Origin of the sequence: Pseudoalteromonas 'SMAR' (assembly GCF_048515945.1) — a bacterium.
GTDB lineage: Bacteria > Pseudomonadota > Gammaproteobacteria > Enterobacterales > Alteromonadaceae > Pseudoalteromonas.
The window spans coordinates 82,125-97,358 of sequence record NZ_JBLWMW010000001.1 but is presented as its reverse complement, the minus strand read 5'-3'; the positions used below and the strand labels follow the sequence as shown (position 1 = coordinate 97,358).

The 15,234-nt window shown below is 41.2% G+C and carries 13 protein-coding genes; 11 read left to right on the top strand and 2 right to left on the bottom strand.

The annotated features are described in order from the left end of the window. Positions 1-57 precede the first annotated feature (57 nt). The gene (locus ACNKW2_RS00415; protein ID WP_419146781.1) at positions 58-3,339 is read left to right on the top strand and encodes an MHYT domain-containing protein; all 3,282 of its coding nucleotides are present in this window, start codon (positions 58-60) and stop codon (positions 3,337-3,339) included. Then, positions 3,339-4,322, top strand: a complete 984-nt coding sequence (locus ACNKW2_RS00410) for a response regulator (protein WP_419146780.1) — start codon at positions 3,339-3,341, stop codon at positions 4,320-4,322. The genes ACNKW2_RS00415 and ACNKW2_RS00410 overlap by 1 nt, the downstream gene beginning before the upstream one ends. Here the strand turns inward: ACNKW2_RS00410 and ACNKW2_RS00405 are convergent. Both ACNKW2_RS00405 and ACNKW2_RS00400 read right to left on the bottom strand, forming a co-directional pair. Beyond that, a complete protein-coding gene (locus ACNKW2_RS00405; RefSeq protein ID WP_419146779.1) occupies positions 4,319-5,653 on the bottom strand; it encodes an NAD(P)/FAD-dependent oxidoreductase in 1,335 nt (444 codons plus the stop codon). The genes ACNKW2_RS00410 and ACNKW2_RS00405 overlap by 4 nt on opposite strands. A gap of 1 nt (position 5,654) precedes the next feature. Next, entirely contained in the window at positions 5,655-6,212 is a 558-nt protein-coding gene (locus ACNKW2_RS00400; RefSeq protein WP_419146778.1) for a GNAT family N-acetyltransferase, read from the bottom strand. A 197-nt stretch (positions 6,213-6,409) separates the two neighbouring features. Here ACNKW2_RS00400 and ACNKW2_RS00395 point away from each other — a divergent pair, with 197 nt between their 5' ends. From ACNKW2_RS00395 to ACNKW2_RS00355, 9 genes are all read left to right on the top strand, one after another. Further along, positions 6,410-7,852: a chitinase gene (locus ACNKW2_RS00395; RefSeq protein WP_419146777.1), complete on the top strand. Its 1,443-nt coding sequence runs from the start codon at positions 6,410-6,412 to the stop codon at positions 7,850-7,852. A 152-nt stretch (positions 7,853-8,004) separates the two neighbouring features. Continuing rightward, entirely contained in the window at positions 8,005-8,199 is a 195-nt protein-coding gene (locus tag ACNKW2_RS00390; RefSeq protein ID WP_419146776.1) for a nuclear transport factor 2 family protein, read from the top strand. 1,459 nt (positions 8,200-9,658) lie between these two features. Then, positions 9,659-10,498 carry an alpha/beta hydrolase gene (locus ACNKW2_RS00385; protein WP_419146775.1) on the top strand — a complete coding sequence of 280 codons (840 nt, stop codon included), beginning with the start codon at positions 9,659-9,661 and terminating at the stop codon, positions 10,496-10,498. Positions 10,499-10,819: 321 nt separating this feature from the next. Next, the gene (locus ACNKW2_RS00380; protein WP_419146774.1) at positions 10,820-10,963 is read left to right on the top strand and encodes a hypothetical protein; all 144 of its coding nucleotides are present in this window, start codon (positions 10,820-10,822) and stop codon (positions 10,961-10,963) included. Positions 10,964-10,996: 33 nt separating this feature from the next. After that, positions 10,997-11,140 carry a hypothetical protein gene (locus ACNKW2_RS00375; RefSeq protein WP_419146773.1) on the top strand — a complete coding sequence of 48 codons (144 nt, stop codon included), beginning with the start codon at positions 10,997-10,999 and terminating at the stop codon, positions 11,138-11,140. 84 nt (positions 11,141-11,224) lie between these two features. Further along, positions 11,225-12,376, top strand: coding sequence for a hypothetical protein (locus ACNKW2_RS00370; RefSeq protein ID WP_419146772.1), 1,152 nt, complete (start codon positions 11,225-11,227; stop codon positions 12,374-12,376). Next, on the top strand, positions 12,366-13,139 hold the full coding sequence (locus tag ACNKW2_RS00365; protein ID WP_419146771.1) for a hypothetical protein: 774 nt from the start codon (positions 12,366-12,368) through the stop codon (positions 13,137-13,139). The genes ACNKW2_RS00370 and ACNKW2_RS00365 overlap by 11 nt, the downstream gene beginning before the upstream one ends. Then, positions 13,108-14,073: an LpxL/LpxP family acyltransferase gene (locus ACNKW2_RS00360; protein WP_419146770.1), complete on the top strand. Its 966-nt coding sequence runs from the start codon at positions 13,108-13,110 to the stop codon at positions 14,071-14,073. The genes ACNKW2_RS00365 and ACNKW2_RS00360 overlap by 32 nt, the downstream gene beginning before the upstream one ends. 74 nt (positions 14,074-14,147) lie before the next feature. Beyond that, positions 14,148-15,224: an efflux RND transporter periplasmic adaptor subunit gene (locus tag ACNKW2_RS00355; RefSeq protein ID WP_419146769.1), complete on the top strand. Its 1,077-nt coding sequence runs from the start codon at positions 14,148-14,150 to the stop codon at positions 15,222-15,224. The last annotated feature ends 10 nt before the right edge of the window (positions 15,225-15,234 follow it).

Below are 15,234 nucleotides of genomic sequence, written 5' to 3'. Positions count from 1 at the left end.
TGTGCAACTGACGCTTAGCAGACTAAACTCGGGGGATCTGGATCCATTTATGACGTTATGCTGAGTTCTCTTTTTATTACTAATCCTGCTCCTGAGTTATTGGTCAATGGTGCCTACGATTACACCTTAGTGGTGGTGTCGGTGATTGTGGCCATCATCGCTTCGTTTTTCACCTTAATCCAAATTGATTTTGCTGAAAAAAATCAAACCAGTAGTATCAGCCGCTTGGCAAAACTCGGCGGTGCAGTGGCCATGGCCGGTGGTATTTGGAGCATGCATTTCATTGGTATGCTGGCGTTTTCTTTGTGTGTCGAGATAAGTTATGACCCCTGGCTTACTGGGGCTTCTGTTATTCCGGCTTTGATTGCCTGCTGGAGTGCATTTGAAGTCATCACCAAGCCTAGTCCTACACTTACGCAAAAGTGCGGCGCGGCGCTGATATTAGGAGCCGGGATTGGGGTTATGCATTACGCTGGTATGGAGGCCATGCAGCTTGGTCCGAGCCTGAAGTATGACCCTGGTATATTCAGCCTTTCTATTGTGGTTGCTGTTAGTTTGGCGTTTGTGGCGATTCAATTTCGCGCCAAACTCCGGCGCGTGAGTGAACAATATAATCAAAATGCAGTGCGGCTATTATGTGCGGTGATCTTAGGCGCTGCTGTTTCAGGAATGCACTACACTGGTATGGCGGCAGCGCGTTTTGTCGCCGACAGCCCCATCATCGACCAGCAAATACAAAGTCAACACAATCAGTCTTTAGCGCTATTCGTTGCCGCCATGAGCATTATTATCAGTGCACTGTCGGCGCTGGTGCATACGGCCAGTAAATACCGTGCAGTTGCCAGTGATAAAGCCGCTAATGAGTCGCGTCTAGAGGCCATTTTTGAAACCGCAGTGGATGGTATTATTACCATCGATAGTCAAGCCAATATCCAAAGTTGTAATGCCGTAGTGAGCGATATTTTAGGCTATCAAGAAACAGAGTTGTTGGGACAAAACATTGCTATTTTACTGCCGCAACACAGCGGCGTTCGAGGGCCACTCAGTAGTGCCGAAATCAAGCAGTTTAGTGCCGTGGGGAGTGAAATAACCACACAACACAAAAACGGTACTTTAGTGCCTGTACGATTAGGTGTGGGTGAAGTAAAGCTTAAAAATCAGGCCTCTTTCTTTGTTGCTTTTATTACCGATTTAACCGTACAAAAACAAATGCAACAGGCACTTAAAGAGCAAGAGGCGCGTCACCGGACCTTGCTTAACAATATGCCTGGTGTTGCGTTTCGCTGTAAAATTGACGAGCAATGGAGCATGTCTTTTGTTAGCCCAATCGTTGCCGAGCTAACCGGCTATCGTAGCGAAGAGTTTATTGCCAATACCATCACGTTTGAGGCGTTATTGCATCATGAGGATAAAACCTATGTTCGTGATGTTATAGACGAAGCGTTACAAAGTGGTAAGGGGAGCTACTCTTTGGAGTATCGTATTAAGCATCGTGCGGGAGAAATAAAGTGGGTGTTAGATAAGGGCTCATTTGAATTTGATGAGCAGGGCAAAGTGGCGGGTATTGCCGGAGTGCTACTGGACATTAGTGAGCGCAAATCAATGGAAGACGAGTTACGCACAGCTAAGCGTATCGCTGAGAGTGCCGCGGCCTCGAAGCAGGCATTCTTAGCTAATATGAGTCATGAGATAAGAACTCCCATGAATGCTATTTTGGGATTTAGCGAGGTGTTGAAAGATTCGCCCTTGCAACCAGAGCAAAGCAAGCATGTGCATACCATTTTAACCAGTGCCAAAGCATTACTCCACTTGCTTAATGACATTCTCGACTCTGCCAAATTAGAGCAAGGTAAGTTGGACTTGGTGGAAGCGGACTTTTGCGTTTCAGAGCTGGTTGATAATGTCGTGTCGACGTTTTGGTATCAGGCGAAAAAGAAAGGCTTGGCGTTAGAGCTGGAAATAAGCCCAAACCTACATCAGTATTACCACGGAGCCCCCGATAGGCTCAGACAAATACTGGTGAATTTACTAGGCAATGCCATTAAGTTTACTAACCAAGGCTGTGTGAAGTTGTGTGTTCGTGCAGATGGCGACAAAGGGTTATTATTTGAAATACACGATACAGGTATTGGCATCGAGAAAAACCGCCTAGAGGCGATTTTTAACCCGTTTGAGCAAGCCGACGGCAGTATGAGTCGCAATTATGGTGGCACAGGGCTCGGTACTACGATTAGCCGCCAGCTGGTGGAATTAATGCAAGGGGAAATTTGGGCGCAGAGTGAAGTGGGCAAGGGCTCAACATTTAGCTTTACCGTGCCCTTGAAACAGATTGCAACACTCACAAACAGCAATAATTATCAGCAAGTTGAGCTACCACCGTTAAGCATTTTGGTGGCCGATGATATCCAACAAAATACCGAGCTATTGCAATTATTGCTATCAAAACATGGCCACACTATTGACGTTGCCCATGATGGTGAGGAAGCGTTAAGCAAAGTAAAAGCAGGTGACTATGACGTGATCCTGATGGATATTCATATGCCTAGATGTGATGGCCTTGAGGCAACACGCAAGATTAAAGCTTGGCAGCAACAAACCTCAAGCAAAGCAACCCCGATCATCGCGCTGACTGCCAGTGTACTGGGTGAAGACCGAGCCGCTGCCAAGCAAGCCGGAATGGTGGCGTTTGCTTCAAAGCCGTTGGTGTTAGAGGAACTAACCCGAACCATCGCCAAAGTACTTGGCTTGAAAGTGCCTGAGCAGAGCCAGCAAGGGCGTGAGGCTATTACCAAGCAGCTGATCAACCGTGCTAGAGCCATTAACTTATGGGGCGATGAACCACGCTTTTTGGCCGAGTTGTCGCGCTTTTGGCAGGGTAAGCGAGCCGATGTTATCGCCTTAATGTCGCATGAGACGCCACTCGATGCCGCTGCGCTTGAGAGTGTACATACCCTCAAAGGCATTGCTGGCAACCTGGCGTTAGAAACCCTAGCAGATAGTTTATCCCAAGCAGAGCGCAGCAAATGTTTAGATGAGCGATTACGGGCTAAGCTGGCTAACATTGTTGAGCAGTTAGATGATGTGGTGGGTGTTAGCGACGAAAACACCGTAACCGCGGCACTGACTCAAGGAGATGCTGAGCAATTTAAGCATTCACTTAGCCGCATTAAAGCCATGGTGTTGGCGGCGCAAGTAGAAGATGAAGTTATTGTGGCGCTCAGAGAGAGTGCCCCACCAAGTTATCATCGAGATATTGAGTTATTACAGCATGCTTTGGATGATTTTGATTTTCAGCGTGCAGAGCAAATAGTAGCACAACTCATGGGAAGCGAATCGTAATGAGTAACGAGCAAAAACCGCTCATATTAGCGGTAGATGACGAGGCAACCAACCTTCAGGTGTTAAGACAAACCCTGGCGGCAGAATATCGTTTAAAGTTTGCCAAGTCGGGTGAGCTTGCCCTTGAGCTTATCTCCCAAGAGCGCCCCGACCTGATTTTATTAGATGTGATGATGCCAGGCATGACCGGCTTTGAAGTGTGTGCCAAGCTCAAGCAAAACAGTGGCACTGCCCATATCCCAATTATTTTTGTTACCGCTTTGAGTGAAGAGTTTGATGAAGCAAAAGGCTTTGAACTTGGTGCAGTCGATTACATTACCAAACCAATTAGTCCAGCCATTACTCGTGCCCGAGTGAAAACGCATTTGTCTTTGGTGAGTGCGGCGGAGTTAAAAAAGGCCTATGTCGAACTGATGCAACGTTTAGCTCAAGCTGCTGAGTACAAGGACAATGAAACGGGTCAGCACATTGCCAGAATGAGTCGCTATTGTTATGTGCTTGCCAAAGCTTATGGGTTGTCGCAAGAATATGCTGAGGATTTAATGTTGGCAGCGCCCATGCACGACATTGGTAAGGTGGGAATAGCAGACAGTATTTTATTAAAACCTGGGCGTTTAGACGCGCAAGAGTATGAAATCATGAAGCAACATGCGGAACTTGGTGCCAATATTCTTGCCGGCTCGGAATCAAAACTGGTACGCCTTGCCTACCTGATGGCGATGGAGCACCACGAGAAGTACGATGGCAGCGGCTATCCAAAAGGTTTGCAGGGGGAAGAGATCTCCATCGAAGGGCGGATCTGCGCCCTTGCCGATGTGTTTGATGCCTTAACCTCAAAGCGGCCATACAAAGAGGCATGGCCTATAGAGGAAGCGATGGCGTTTATTCAATCACAAAGTGGACTGCACTTTGATCCCAAGTTGGTGGCGCTATTGGCAGAAAACTTACCAGAAATTTTAAAAATTAAAGCGCAATTTGATTAACTGACCCTGTCCATAAGTTGGGCGTATTGATAATACGCCAACTGCCCAAAGCGCCGGAGCTGGGGAAGTGGAAATTTGGGCAATGGTTTGTTGTAAATTGGCAGGTTGGGCACGCTTTCCCTCATTAACTGCTGCGCCAAACGCATACTTGCTTGAGCACTAAAAGCAACGCCAGAGCCACAGTAACCCAAGACATAACCGGTGTTGTTTTCAGCATAGACATGGGGAATGTCGTCTAAAGCTGCGGCAATATAACCGCTCCAAAAGTAGTGGGTTTTGAATGGCAGAGCAGGGAAGCAGTCTTTCAGTGCCTTCTCGAGATTACGCTGATACTTAATATTATCTTGATCGTGACCAAACACGGCGCCACGCCCACCAAATAAAATACGGTTATCTGGCAAACGACGATAATAATATTTTAGCCTTCGGGTATCCATGACCACTTGCTCGGTGAGTAAACCATGGGCGGCTAATTGCTCATCGCTAAGTGGTTCGGTGACAATAATGCTGCTCAGAATAGGTAAGTAGCGGCCTTGAGTCAGCGGTGAAAAATCACGTTGAGCATAAGCATTCGCGGCAATCACCAGTTTTTTAGCCGTGACCTGATGGCCGTTGACGTTAAGTTGGTGCTGGCCATTGTGGTTGTGCTGCTGGCTAACAAGGCTATTTTCAAAAAGTTGAACACCGGCTTGCTGTGCTTGCGATTTATAGCCCATTAATAGCTTTAATGGGTGAATGCCAAAGGCATTATCAAATCGAAGTGCCCCAAATCCTTGTTGATTTTGCATGTAGTGCTCTGCCAACTGCTGTTTGGACAGCAGCTGGTGACTATTCGAGCCCATGGTATTGCTTAAAAAGTCTGCTTGTTGCTTAAGTAGGTTAAAGGCGTGCTGATTATGGGCGACTTTGAGGTAGCCCGATGGCTGCACGGAACAATCTATTTGCTGCGACGTTATGTGGTCACGCACCTGAGTTACGGCCTGATTGTATTCTTGATAGATGGCTTTACTCACGTCTAAGCCATAGAGTTTGGCAAGTTGGCTGTAACCAAGGCGCCCGGTACTGGGTAGCACAAACCCGGCATTTCTAGCGCTGGCACCAAAGCCGACTTGGTTGGCTTCAAACAGCGCCACACTTTGCTGATAGCTGGTGGCCAAATGATACGCAGTTAACAAGCCTGTAAAGCCGCCGCCAATAACCGTAACATCCACTTGTAATGGTTTATTTAATGCCGCGCAAGGCTTACCAAGATCGCATGTTGCGGCCCAATAACTATCAGCAAACGCTTGGCCTTGGCAATGTGGCTGTGACAGGGGATCGAAGCCAGCCATACTAAAACTCCAACACCATTTCTGCTGCTTGGCAGTGGCACTCGTTACCGCACAGAGTGCAGACGTAGCCATGGTGAATACAATCGTCTAACCATTTGTCATCGTGTAACTTAATTAAGCGGCCGCCTGCCTTGGTAAAATACTTCACTGCGCCGTTGCCTGGGCTTTGCTTCCACAAGTGGGCAACGCCTGCTTTCGCGCCTTGCTGACGCAGCGCATCCACAGCATGTTGTAACAGTTGCGGTCCGATCCCGAGGCCTTGAGCCTGTGGTGCCACAGCAATGCATTTAAAGTACGCCATATCTGCGGCTTTTACAGGCCAAAGCTCAGGTGAGCTCCATTTGTCAATATGCCACTGGCCAGCACTGTAGGTGGTTCTAAAACCGAGTAACTCGCCGTCATCACTGAGTGCAACAAAAGAAGCGTTAATGCCATTTTTCATGCCTTGTTGATACATTTTTTCAATGCCCTGAGCATCAAGGTAATTATCGCCATGAACTAGATTACCTAGCTTGATAACGGATTCAAAATGCTCGGCTTGTAAGGGAAGTATCTGCATGATTCGCCTCTTAATTTATTCTTCTAAAGGTGTCGAATGACGGACTCTAATGGCATTTTAGCTTACCACGGGCGCTGACACAGCAAAAACAAAAATCCCACTTGGCGACAAAGAAAGTAAATTTGACAGCGGTGTCATTTTGTTAATAATTGTTTAATCGGTGTTTTGTACCGATCACAACATGTAAAGGATAAAAGATGAATAAACTAACCAATATTACCCTGGCTATAGTGGCATTGAATAGCTCGCTTGCTTTAGCAATGAACCCTCAGCCTGATCCTAATAACCCAGATAGTTATATTGTGTCGCGCGCCGAGCTCAACGCTGCGAAAACCAGCAAAACACTCGATCCCATGTATGCCATTTGGTCTAAAGCCCTTGAAACCCGTGACAACGCGGTGGTTGAGGCCATAGCGCCTGGCCTGGCAAGTAACCCCGACAATGTGCAACGTGCAGAGCGAGTGTTTGGTCAGCAGCAGTGGCAATTTTTAACTCAAATGGCCGCACCTGAATATACCTATACCCGCTTTTTGCGTGCCATTGGTAAGTTTCCTGCCTTTTGTGGAGACTACAGCGATGGCAGAAATGCCGATGCCATTTGCAAGCGCTCTATCATTACTGCATTTGCTCACTTTGCCCAAGAAACCGGTGGTCACATCAGCAAAGACAATGTTTCTGATAATCCATTAGGGCTTGAAGAGTGGCAACAGGCCTTGGTTCACGTGCGTGAAATGGGGTGGTCTGAAGGGGAGCAAGGCTACACCACAGGCTGTGGTCAAGATAATTGGCAAACTCGGCGATGGCCATGCGCTGAAGGACAAGGTTATTTTGGTCGCGGCGCTAAGCAATTGTCTTATCACTTTAACTATGGTGCTTTCAGCGAGGTGATGTTTGATGGCGACGCGACGGTGCTGCTTAATAACCCTGGGCTAGTGGCCGACTCTTGGTTAAACCTTGCCTCTGCGATCTGGTTCTTTTTAACGCCACAAGCCCCTAAGCCTGCCATGCTCCATGTTATCGATAGAACCTGGACACCTTCGCAGCGTGAGGTGGACGCTGGCATTGGTTATGGCTTTGGTACTACCATCAATATTATTAACGGTGGCATTGAATGTGGCGCACAAAATAAAGACAAAGGCCAACCGGTAAACCGCATTCGCTACTGGCAAGGACTCTCACATCACTACAATATCGCCATTGCCAGCGACGAAGAAGACACCTGCTGGCAACAAACGCCTTACGGCAGCCTTAATTTAGATGGCGCCAGCGATGTGTTATATACCAATTGGGAAGGAGATTGGGCCTACTACCCAGATAGACCCGGAGGTTTTTCTTTCGAATGTAAGCTGGTGGGCTACCAAACCGCCTATTCCGCTTTGGTCCCTGGCGATTACGAAAAGTGTGTGACTAACTTTTACCAATCTCATGCGGGCTGGCCACAAGTGAGGGTGGTGGATGACCTACCCACTGAACCCACAGAGCCACCAGTGGGCGGAGTTCCAGCTTGGGATGCCACCAGTGTGTACGTAAAAGATGAACAAGTCAGTTATGAAGGCTTAGTGTTTAAGGCTAAGTGGTGGACTCAAGGTGACACTCCTGTTGCTGGTGGCTGGGGGCCTTGGCAGCTTGTGCAGCAATAGTGGGGGGTATTAAGAGCTTTAATGGACAGGCCCTGGCGCCTGTCTATTCCACAGAACTCTTGCTAGTGAGCGGCTAGAGTATTGTGGTCGTTATTGTTGTCAGCAAGAGATGCGTTATAATCTGGAAAATCTTTTTTTAAAGAAGTTTTAGCGTGGAAGCACTTTTTAAACAATACGCCGCGGCTTGGGATGCCTTCAACCCTAAAGCGATTGCTGATCTATACCTTTTACCGTGCGCCATAGTCGACTCCGATGGTGTGCAAGTGTTATGTATCAGCTCAAACTTGATCGGTTACTTAGCAATCAAGAGCTACTACATGAATCGTCATCAGTTTATGTCAATTTGAGTCGCTTTGTTTTGCCTGAGAAGCCCTCCATTATTCTGGTTGATTGGAGCAATGCGGGTACACAAAACAATCACTGTATTCTGCGTGCCAGCATTGTTACTGAGCGCCGTGGTATGGCCCTCTACCAGTATAGAATGTTCAACTTCTAGTACCATTGCCCTAAAGTACAAAAGTAATTTTTGAAAATGCTTAAGCTGGTCTTGCCGTATGAATGTCGACCAGTGATTGTGACGGACGCCGGTTTTTAAGTCTCCTGGCTCAAAGCTGTAAGAAGCAATGGCTCGCATTATATCAGCCAAGTTCGCTGGCAAGGCCCAACTGAAAACCCAGTATAGCGACGACTTTATGTCGGTATTTATTCAAACCTAATCGCCGTAATAGCCTGCTCCTTTGTGCAATTGAGCTGACTTAAAGGGTAAAGTACCAAACCCATGCGGCGATGGTTGGTAAAAGATCAAAAATTTCTCAAAATGGGCAAAATTCATGCTTACAAAGAGCCGTGGCTGCTGGTTTCTTCGCTTCTCAAAAAACACCAATTCCTAGAGAAAGTTATAAAGCTTCACACTTTGAGAATGCATATAGAAGCAGGGCTTCGCGACTAAAAAAGGGTTAGGTTTGGCTTAGCTTAGATACTGATTTGTACAGAAGACACAAGCTCAGTCGATAAAACATTTTGTTGCTGATGGCGGTATTGGCTCACGATGATGTTAGGTGCTGTGATAGATAAGCAGGAAAAAAACAGGTTCTTTCCAAGCTAACCCAAAAAAAAGTAGGCGAGTTGTTTCATGGGAGTTTGTCGGGTTGCGCCACCGCACCAAACAACCTTTCCAACTGCTATGGCGAGATTTTTTTTAAGGCTTTGCTTATTTCAGGCTAGTGATAGAACGGCAAACTGAAAAATTTAGTTGTAAGAGATGTGCTTGAAATATAATGATTTGTTTTGTGGCGCTTAGTTTTGCTGCCTTAGTTGCAGTTGAAAGTCATAACACAAAAGGGCAAACAACAAAAATTGATACACACTTTATCTATCATCCGCCTCGGGTGGTGGGCAAATGCTAAAAAAAGTGATTCACAATAGTTGACATATAAAGAGTCAGCAACATTGGGTGCTAGATGTCTTATTTAAAGAAGAAGCATGTTAAACCAGTACCTCCACCTAGACAGAAAAATAGCCCTGTTCGGGTGTGTAGTTCATAACTTAGTGAAGCAGCATACGGTCCGTAAAGATTCCATACGCGGTAAGTGTGTTCGGCTAGTTTTGACGCCGAGTTCAGAGAGGTAATTATCTTTGGCAAATCTCGTTAACAAAGTAAGCACTTACCCTGAGGGTAATAGTACTGGGGAAATTGGCTTTTATTAATTCTTTGTTTGGTTTTTATTTACATTTTGTTCTTGGTGTTGTTGATTTGTTTCTTTTTTGGGGTTAAGATGTTTTTGGTTTCTTTTAAGCGGTACTACAATGAAAATAATAACGGGAATAATAATATTTTTATGCCTTTCAGGTTGTTCTATTTATATTTCAGATGAGAATTTTTTCAACCCAAGTGAAAACACTTTGACTCCTTTTTTTAATGTTGAAAATGATTATTACTTTTCTGAACACGAGGTTTATACCAGTGATGGCTATTCATTGAAAGGTGGAAGTTATAAATCTAAAAAAAACAAATACTCAATAATTTATTATGGTGGTAATAATGCTGTTAAGAATAATTACTTAATCCACCTGTATAGTTTAGCTTTAAAATTAAAAGTAAATGTTTATATGTTTGACAGGAGAGGCTATGGGGACTCTGATGGTGTAACATCATCTGAAACGTTATTGGATGATGCTCTGCTGGTCTATGATTATGTATCAAAAAATGAAGATTATATAATAGTTCATGGTCATTCTCTGGGGAGTTTTGAAGCAGCGTTTGTTGCTAAAAGTAGAGATGCTTTTGGAGTTGTTCTTGAGTCGCCAGCTACAAATGCAAAAGATGTTGTTGATGCTACGGTTCCCTGGTATATAGATCTTTTTACTTCAATAACGATTGAAAAAAAACTGGCAGGCTTTGATAACTCAAGAATATCTGCTGAGATTGATGAACCTATCTTAATCTTAGTTGGTAGTGAAGACTCAAATACACCACCTAAGTTTGCTAAAGAAATTTTTGATAATTCTCTTTCAAAATGTAAAGACTTATTTATATTTGAAGGGGCAAATCACAACTCCATACCCCAGCATAAAGACTTTTTAGATGTTTATAAAAAATTTATCTTAAATAACGATAATGAAGGATGTGAATTTTATGGGGGGTAAAAGCTTCTAAGAAATAGCTACTTGGCTAGAAGTGCAAATGCTCATCAGGGTGATGGTGGAAGTAGTGATAGTATAAATTTAGGTTTTATCTTTATAAAATAATATGGCTTTTGGTTTTTCTTTGGTGGAAATGAATTTCAAGTCGTGGCTTGGAATATAGCTCAAGAATGAGTTATTAATATGTTCGGTTAAATCTTGAAAATTATAATTACTAACGTAGTTTTATTTTGGCATGTGGATTTAAAAGTCATTATTTTTATTCAAATGTCATTTTCTTGGTTGTGATTTAGCTGTGAGTTTTTGTTAGATATGGAAAGTAAAATGAAATTAGAAAAGTTAGATACTCGTCTGGAAATGCAAACCGTAATTTTACCTGATGGTACTGCAGTGGATGCGGCTGATGCTGAAGCCGCTTGTGCAGAGAACTGTGGCAGCTGTTCTGGTTCAGAGTGTTTAGTAAGATAATAAATAGAATCTATATTAAATAAGGAAAATAAAATGAAATTAGAAAAGTTAGATACCCGATTAGAGATGCAAACTGTATTTCTTCCTGATGGAACAGCTGTGGATGCGGCCGATGCTGAGGCTGCATGTCAAAAGAACTGTGGTAGTTGTTCTGGTTCAAAGTGTTTAGTAGTTTAATGTAAAAATCATACTAAATTTTAAGGCCTCTCCCTTAAAGTAGGGGGGGCTTTTTTATTTAGTAAGGATGCAGAGGGTTGTTATATGCAATTAACAAAAAGTAATTTCTTTTCGCAAATAGAGGTTACTTTAGAGTCTGATTTAATAAGTGAACAGCAGAGTATAATAAGTGTTTTTGGGGAGCATTTTATTGTGTCTAGAGAGTTAGGGTTATTTATAAATAACTATAACTGTAAAAGCCCTGACTGTTATGATGAAATTGTGAAAATTCTAGATGAGGAAAGTATACAGACAATAAACGAAATTTACGATATTTTCAAGGGGGGGGATCGGGAAGTATTTAAGCCTAAAGGTTTTTTGTTTGCTTTTGATGTTATCAATGCTGAGCTTTCTTCTTTTATTTGTGGTTTTTTAGGTTTTACTTTTAATAAACTTTTCTTTTTGTGTTTTTTATCTATTTTCTCTATAACCCTATATGTAAGCTATAATGATATTTCTTACTTTTTTTTGTATGGTTTTTATGGGTCATCTAACTATATATATGAAGCTTTTATATTGTATTTTCTTAGTGTTATACTTCATGAATTCGGACATGCCTCTGCTTGTAGGAAATTTTCTGGTAAAAGTGGTGGTATTGGTTTTGGTGTTTATTATATTTTTCCAGTTTTGTATGCAAATGTTAACCAAAGTTGGTTGTTGCCAAGAAAGTATAGAATAATTATTGCCCTGTCTGGGGTGTATTATCAGTTGATTTTCCTTGTGCTAGTGATGCTGTTAGGTGAGAAAAGTGAAGAACAATTTTATTACTTAGGTTCATTTTTTATATTGATATCTATTGTATTTACACTTAATCCAATTTTAAAATTCGATGGCTACTGGGCACTACTGGATTGCTTAGGTAAAAAAGAAATGAGAAATTATGTGATATCATCATTGTCTAGTAATAATTCAAGTTATAAGGATCGTTTTTTTTCTTATGCTTATATTTTTATTTCTTTATTATATTCGCTATTTCTTTTTTATTTATCTTATCTTATTGTTTTAGGTTTGTATGAAGCGAGCGTTGATTTAATGGGTTTTTATGGCTCTTATCTTAGTTTTGACTTTGTTTATATTTTGTTTGTTTTTCTGTTTAAGTTTATTTTGTTATTCATTCTAATTTTTTCTATTTATAATCTTGTTTTAAGGTTTCTGGATGTTGTTTATAGTGCATTAAGGAGGGAGCGTGAAGCTTGATATTAATTCTGAGGATTTATTAAAAAAGCTGGGTGTGAAGTATGCAGAAGAAGACTTGTTTCGAGAAAAATTAATTTTTAAAGAAAATTTAAAGAAATGGTGTCCTCCTTTAAAGGGTATAAATAATGATAAGGATAACGTGCTGTTATTTGAGGTTTTTAGTGTGGGTATATTTGGAGTTTTAGAATCTTATATAAGTAGAGGGTTTGATGTTTTTTTGCCGAATACTAAAGAACTGAGTAAAATTTTTAAAGGATTTAAAAATGTTAGTTTTTACAACTATTCTTCTTTTAAAGATCAATGGGAGAAAGTGAGTAGTAGTGTTTTTTTTTATTTTCTTGAGTTTGATTATGGGAAATTAGATTTTACAGAAAAGTTTATATTTAAAGGTGAAGAGTTTCGCATACCATTAACATTTCATGCCATGGTGTCTATAGTAAAAACACATGCATTTTTGTGTGAAAATGAGTCTAAAACTCCATTTTTTGTAGCTGATAAAGTACCATTGGTTGAGGAAATAAATGATAAAATTTTTAAAAAAATATATGGAGATTTTAAAAGTAAATTCAACAAACTTATTTTTATTGATGGGTTATTTAGACAAAGTGTTTTTAATAGGAAAAATCAAGATGTTTTAAACAAAGCGTTGCTTGAAATGTTATTGGATAACTCGCTAGAAAGTGGTGTTGTCAACGAAGAGGAATATAAGAAAATAAACGGTGTGATAAAAAATGACTTCGAAAGTATTTGCTCTTTTTATTAGGTTTTTTTATAAGTTGTCTTATATCTTGGCTATATTATATTTGCCGTTTTGCAAAAGCAGTAAATCGACAAAAAATAACCTAAGGATTTTTTTTGGTTATAGCTCAGAGAGTGAAATTATAAAAAATTTAATTGAGAGGAATAGGTATTTAATATTTAGTAATTTTTTACAAAGTGTGTTACTTTTAGGGCAGTATTTCAGAGATCTAATAATAGAGGAATTGAGTGAAATAAGAGTAGAAGAAAATGTGAAAAGTGTATTAGAAAGTGATTCTCCCATTGTTCTGGCGTTGTCACACTCAGGATATTTTGTTATTGGGTCTTTGAGTGTCTCAGATGTATTAAAAAAACACAACAAAGAATTAACAACCTTTTTTGATTCCGCTTCTGTCAACTCTTTTAACGAATCTTTTGTTAAATTATATAAAAAGGACAAAAGGAAAATAAATATTCTACACAACTCTAAAAGAGATATAATTAAAGCTGTAAACACTTTAAAAGAAGGTGGGTGCGTATCAATGTTTCCTGATGTTTTTAATTTTGATGGGGCTTTTATTACAACAAAGTTTTTCAATAATATATACAGCTCAATGATGGGGACAGCTTTTCTTCAAAATAAATCAAATGCTACAATTGTTATACCTGAGTTCTATTGGGAGAATGGAAAGTTCGTTACTGATTTTAAGGTAGCATTATACTTTGAAAATTTAACTTCAATAAGAACTGTTAATGATAGTGTATTTCAAGAGTTAGAAAATTCCATTAGAGCTAGACCTTTTTTATGGCATTACTTACACAGCATGGATACTTTTTCACATGGCTATTACCCTGAATTATCTGAGCCTGATAAGGTTTTAGATAAGTTAAATAATATTACTTTGCAAAATCAATTTTGGATAAATAGCTGCAGGGAAATTTATAACAAGATAAAATAATAGTGTAGCTGCTTGATAAATGAGCTTTATCTTTATATAGTGAAATAGTAATGAGAGAATTTTTTAAATGCAATATGATTTTTTTTGTTTTTTTTATTGCGGCATGCAGTGAAAAAAAGGTTAACAATCATATAGAAAATAATGAGGTAACCGATTTTGCAATTCCAGTTGAAGTGACCTTTTCTAAAGTTGGCGATGTTGCTAAGTATTACCAAACCACTGCAATTTTAGAAGCAGAGCAAGAAAGTAAAGTGGTTAATAAGGTAACTGGCATGCTTGAATCTGTGCATGCTCAAGAAGGTCAGAGTGTGAGCGCGGGTGACTTACTAGCGCAAATTGACCCGCGTAATTATGAGTTAGATTTTGAACGCGCCAAGATTGATTACGAATCAGCAAAGTCAGAATACAATCGAAGCCAGCCAGTTGACGGTAAACAACTTATTTCTGAAAAAGACTTAGATAAACTTCGCTTTAGAGTGCAAACAACAGAAAATCAACTTGAAGTTGCCAGAATTAAACTGCGCGATAGTAAAGTTGTTTCGCCAATTGACGGCGTTATCGCAAAACGTTCAGTAAAAGCCCATAATATGTTAAGCACATCTGGCAATGAAATGTTCCATGTTGTGTCACTAGACTCACTCATTGGTGTGGTTTACTTACCAGAGTCAGAGCTTAGTAAAGTAAAGCTTGGGCAAGTCGCAAAACTTCATTTTCCTGCAGAGCCAAACCTACAGCTAGAAGCAACTGTTTTGCGTATTGCACCTTTGGTAGACAGCAAGTTGGGCACCTTTAAGGTGACGCTGACGATTGATAATCAAGAGAATATTTTAAAACCGGGGATGTTTGCCCGTGTTGCTTTACTGCTTGATAGCAAGCAAGGCGTTACCTTGGTACCTGAAAACGCCGTGATCAAAAAAGATGGTAAAGCAACTCTGTTCGTTGCACAGAATGACAGAGCTAAAAAGCTTGAAGTGGAAACGGGTTACACACAAGACGGCTGGGTAGAAGTCATTACCCCAATTCCAAATGAAGGTGGCGTTATCACTGTAGGTCAACATGGTCTTAAAGACGATGCATTACTGAAAGTGTTAAATCACGACCAAAGTGCCATCGTGATCAATACTGATGAAGACAAATCTCAACAGCTTTAATCGCGCCAGA

Excerpts from the sequence above, each read along its gene's own strand:
- ACNKW2_RS00415 (WP_419146781.1), top strand. The coding sequence starts at position 58 with ATGCTGAGTTCTCTTTTTATTACTAATCCTGCTCCTGAGTTATTGGTC.
- ACNKW2_RS00410 (WP_419146780.1), top strand. The coding sequence starts at position 3,339 with ATGAGTAACGAGCAAAAACCGCTCATATTAGCGGTAGATGACGAGGCA.
- ACNKW2_RS00405 (WP_419146779.1), bottom strand. The coding sequence starts at position 5,653 with ATGGCTGGCTTCGATCCCCTGTCACAGCCACATTGCCAAGGCCAAGCG.
- ACNKW2_RS00400 (WP_419146778.1), bottom strand. The coding sequence starts at position 6,212 with ATGCAGATACTTCCCTTACAAGCCGAGCATTTTGAATCCGTTATCAAG.
- ACNKW2_RS00395 (WP_419146777.1), top strand. The coding sequence starts at position 6,410 with ATGAATAAACTAACCAATATTACCCTGGCTATAGTGGCATTGAATAGC.
- ACNKW2_RS00385 (WP_419146775.1), top strand. The coding sequence starts at position 9,659 with ATGAAAATAATAACGGGAATAATAATATTTTTATGCCTTTCAGGTTGT.
- ACNKW2_RS00380 (WP_419146774.1), top strand. The coding sequence starts at position 10,820 with ATGAAATTAGAAAAGTTAGATACTCGTCTGGAAATGCAAACCGTAATT.
- ACNKW2_RS00375 (WP_419146773.1), top strand. The coding sequence starts at position 10,997 with ATGAAATTAGAAAAGTTAGATACCCGATTAGAGATGCAAACTGTATTT.
- ACNKW2_RS00370 (WP_419146772.1), top strand. The coding sequence starts at position 11,225 with ATGCAATTAACAAAAAGTAATTTCTTTTCGCAAATAGAGGTTACTTTA.
- ACNKW2_RS00360 (WP_419146770.1), top strand. The coding sequence starts at position 13,108 with ATGACTTCGAAAGTATTTGCTCTTTTTATTAGGTTTTTTTATAAGTTG.
- ACNKW2_RS00355 (WP_419146769.1), top strand. The coding sequence starts at position 14,148 with ATGATTTTTTTTGTTTTTTTTATTGCGGCATGCAGTGAAAAAAAGGTT.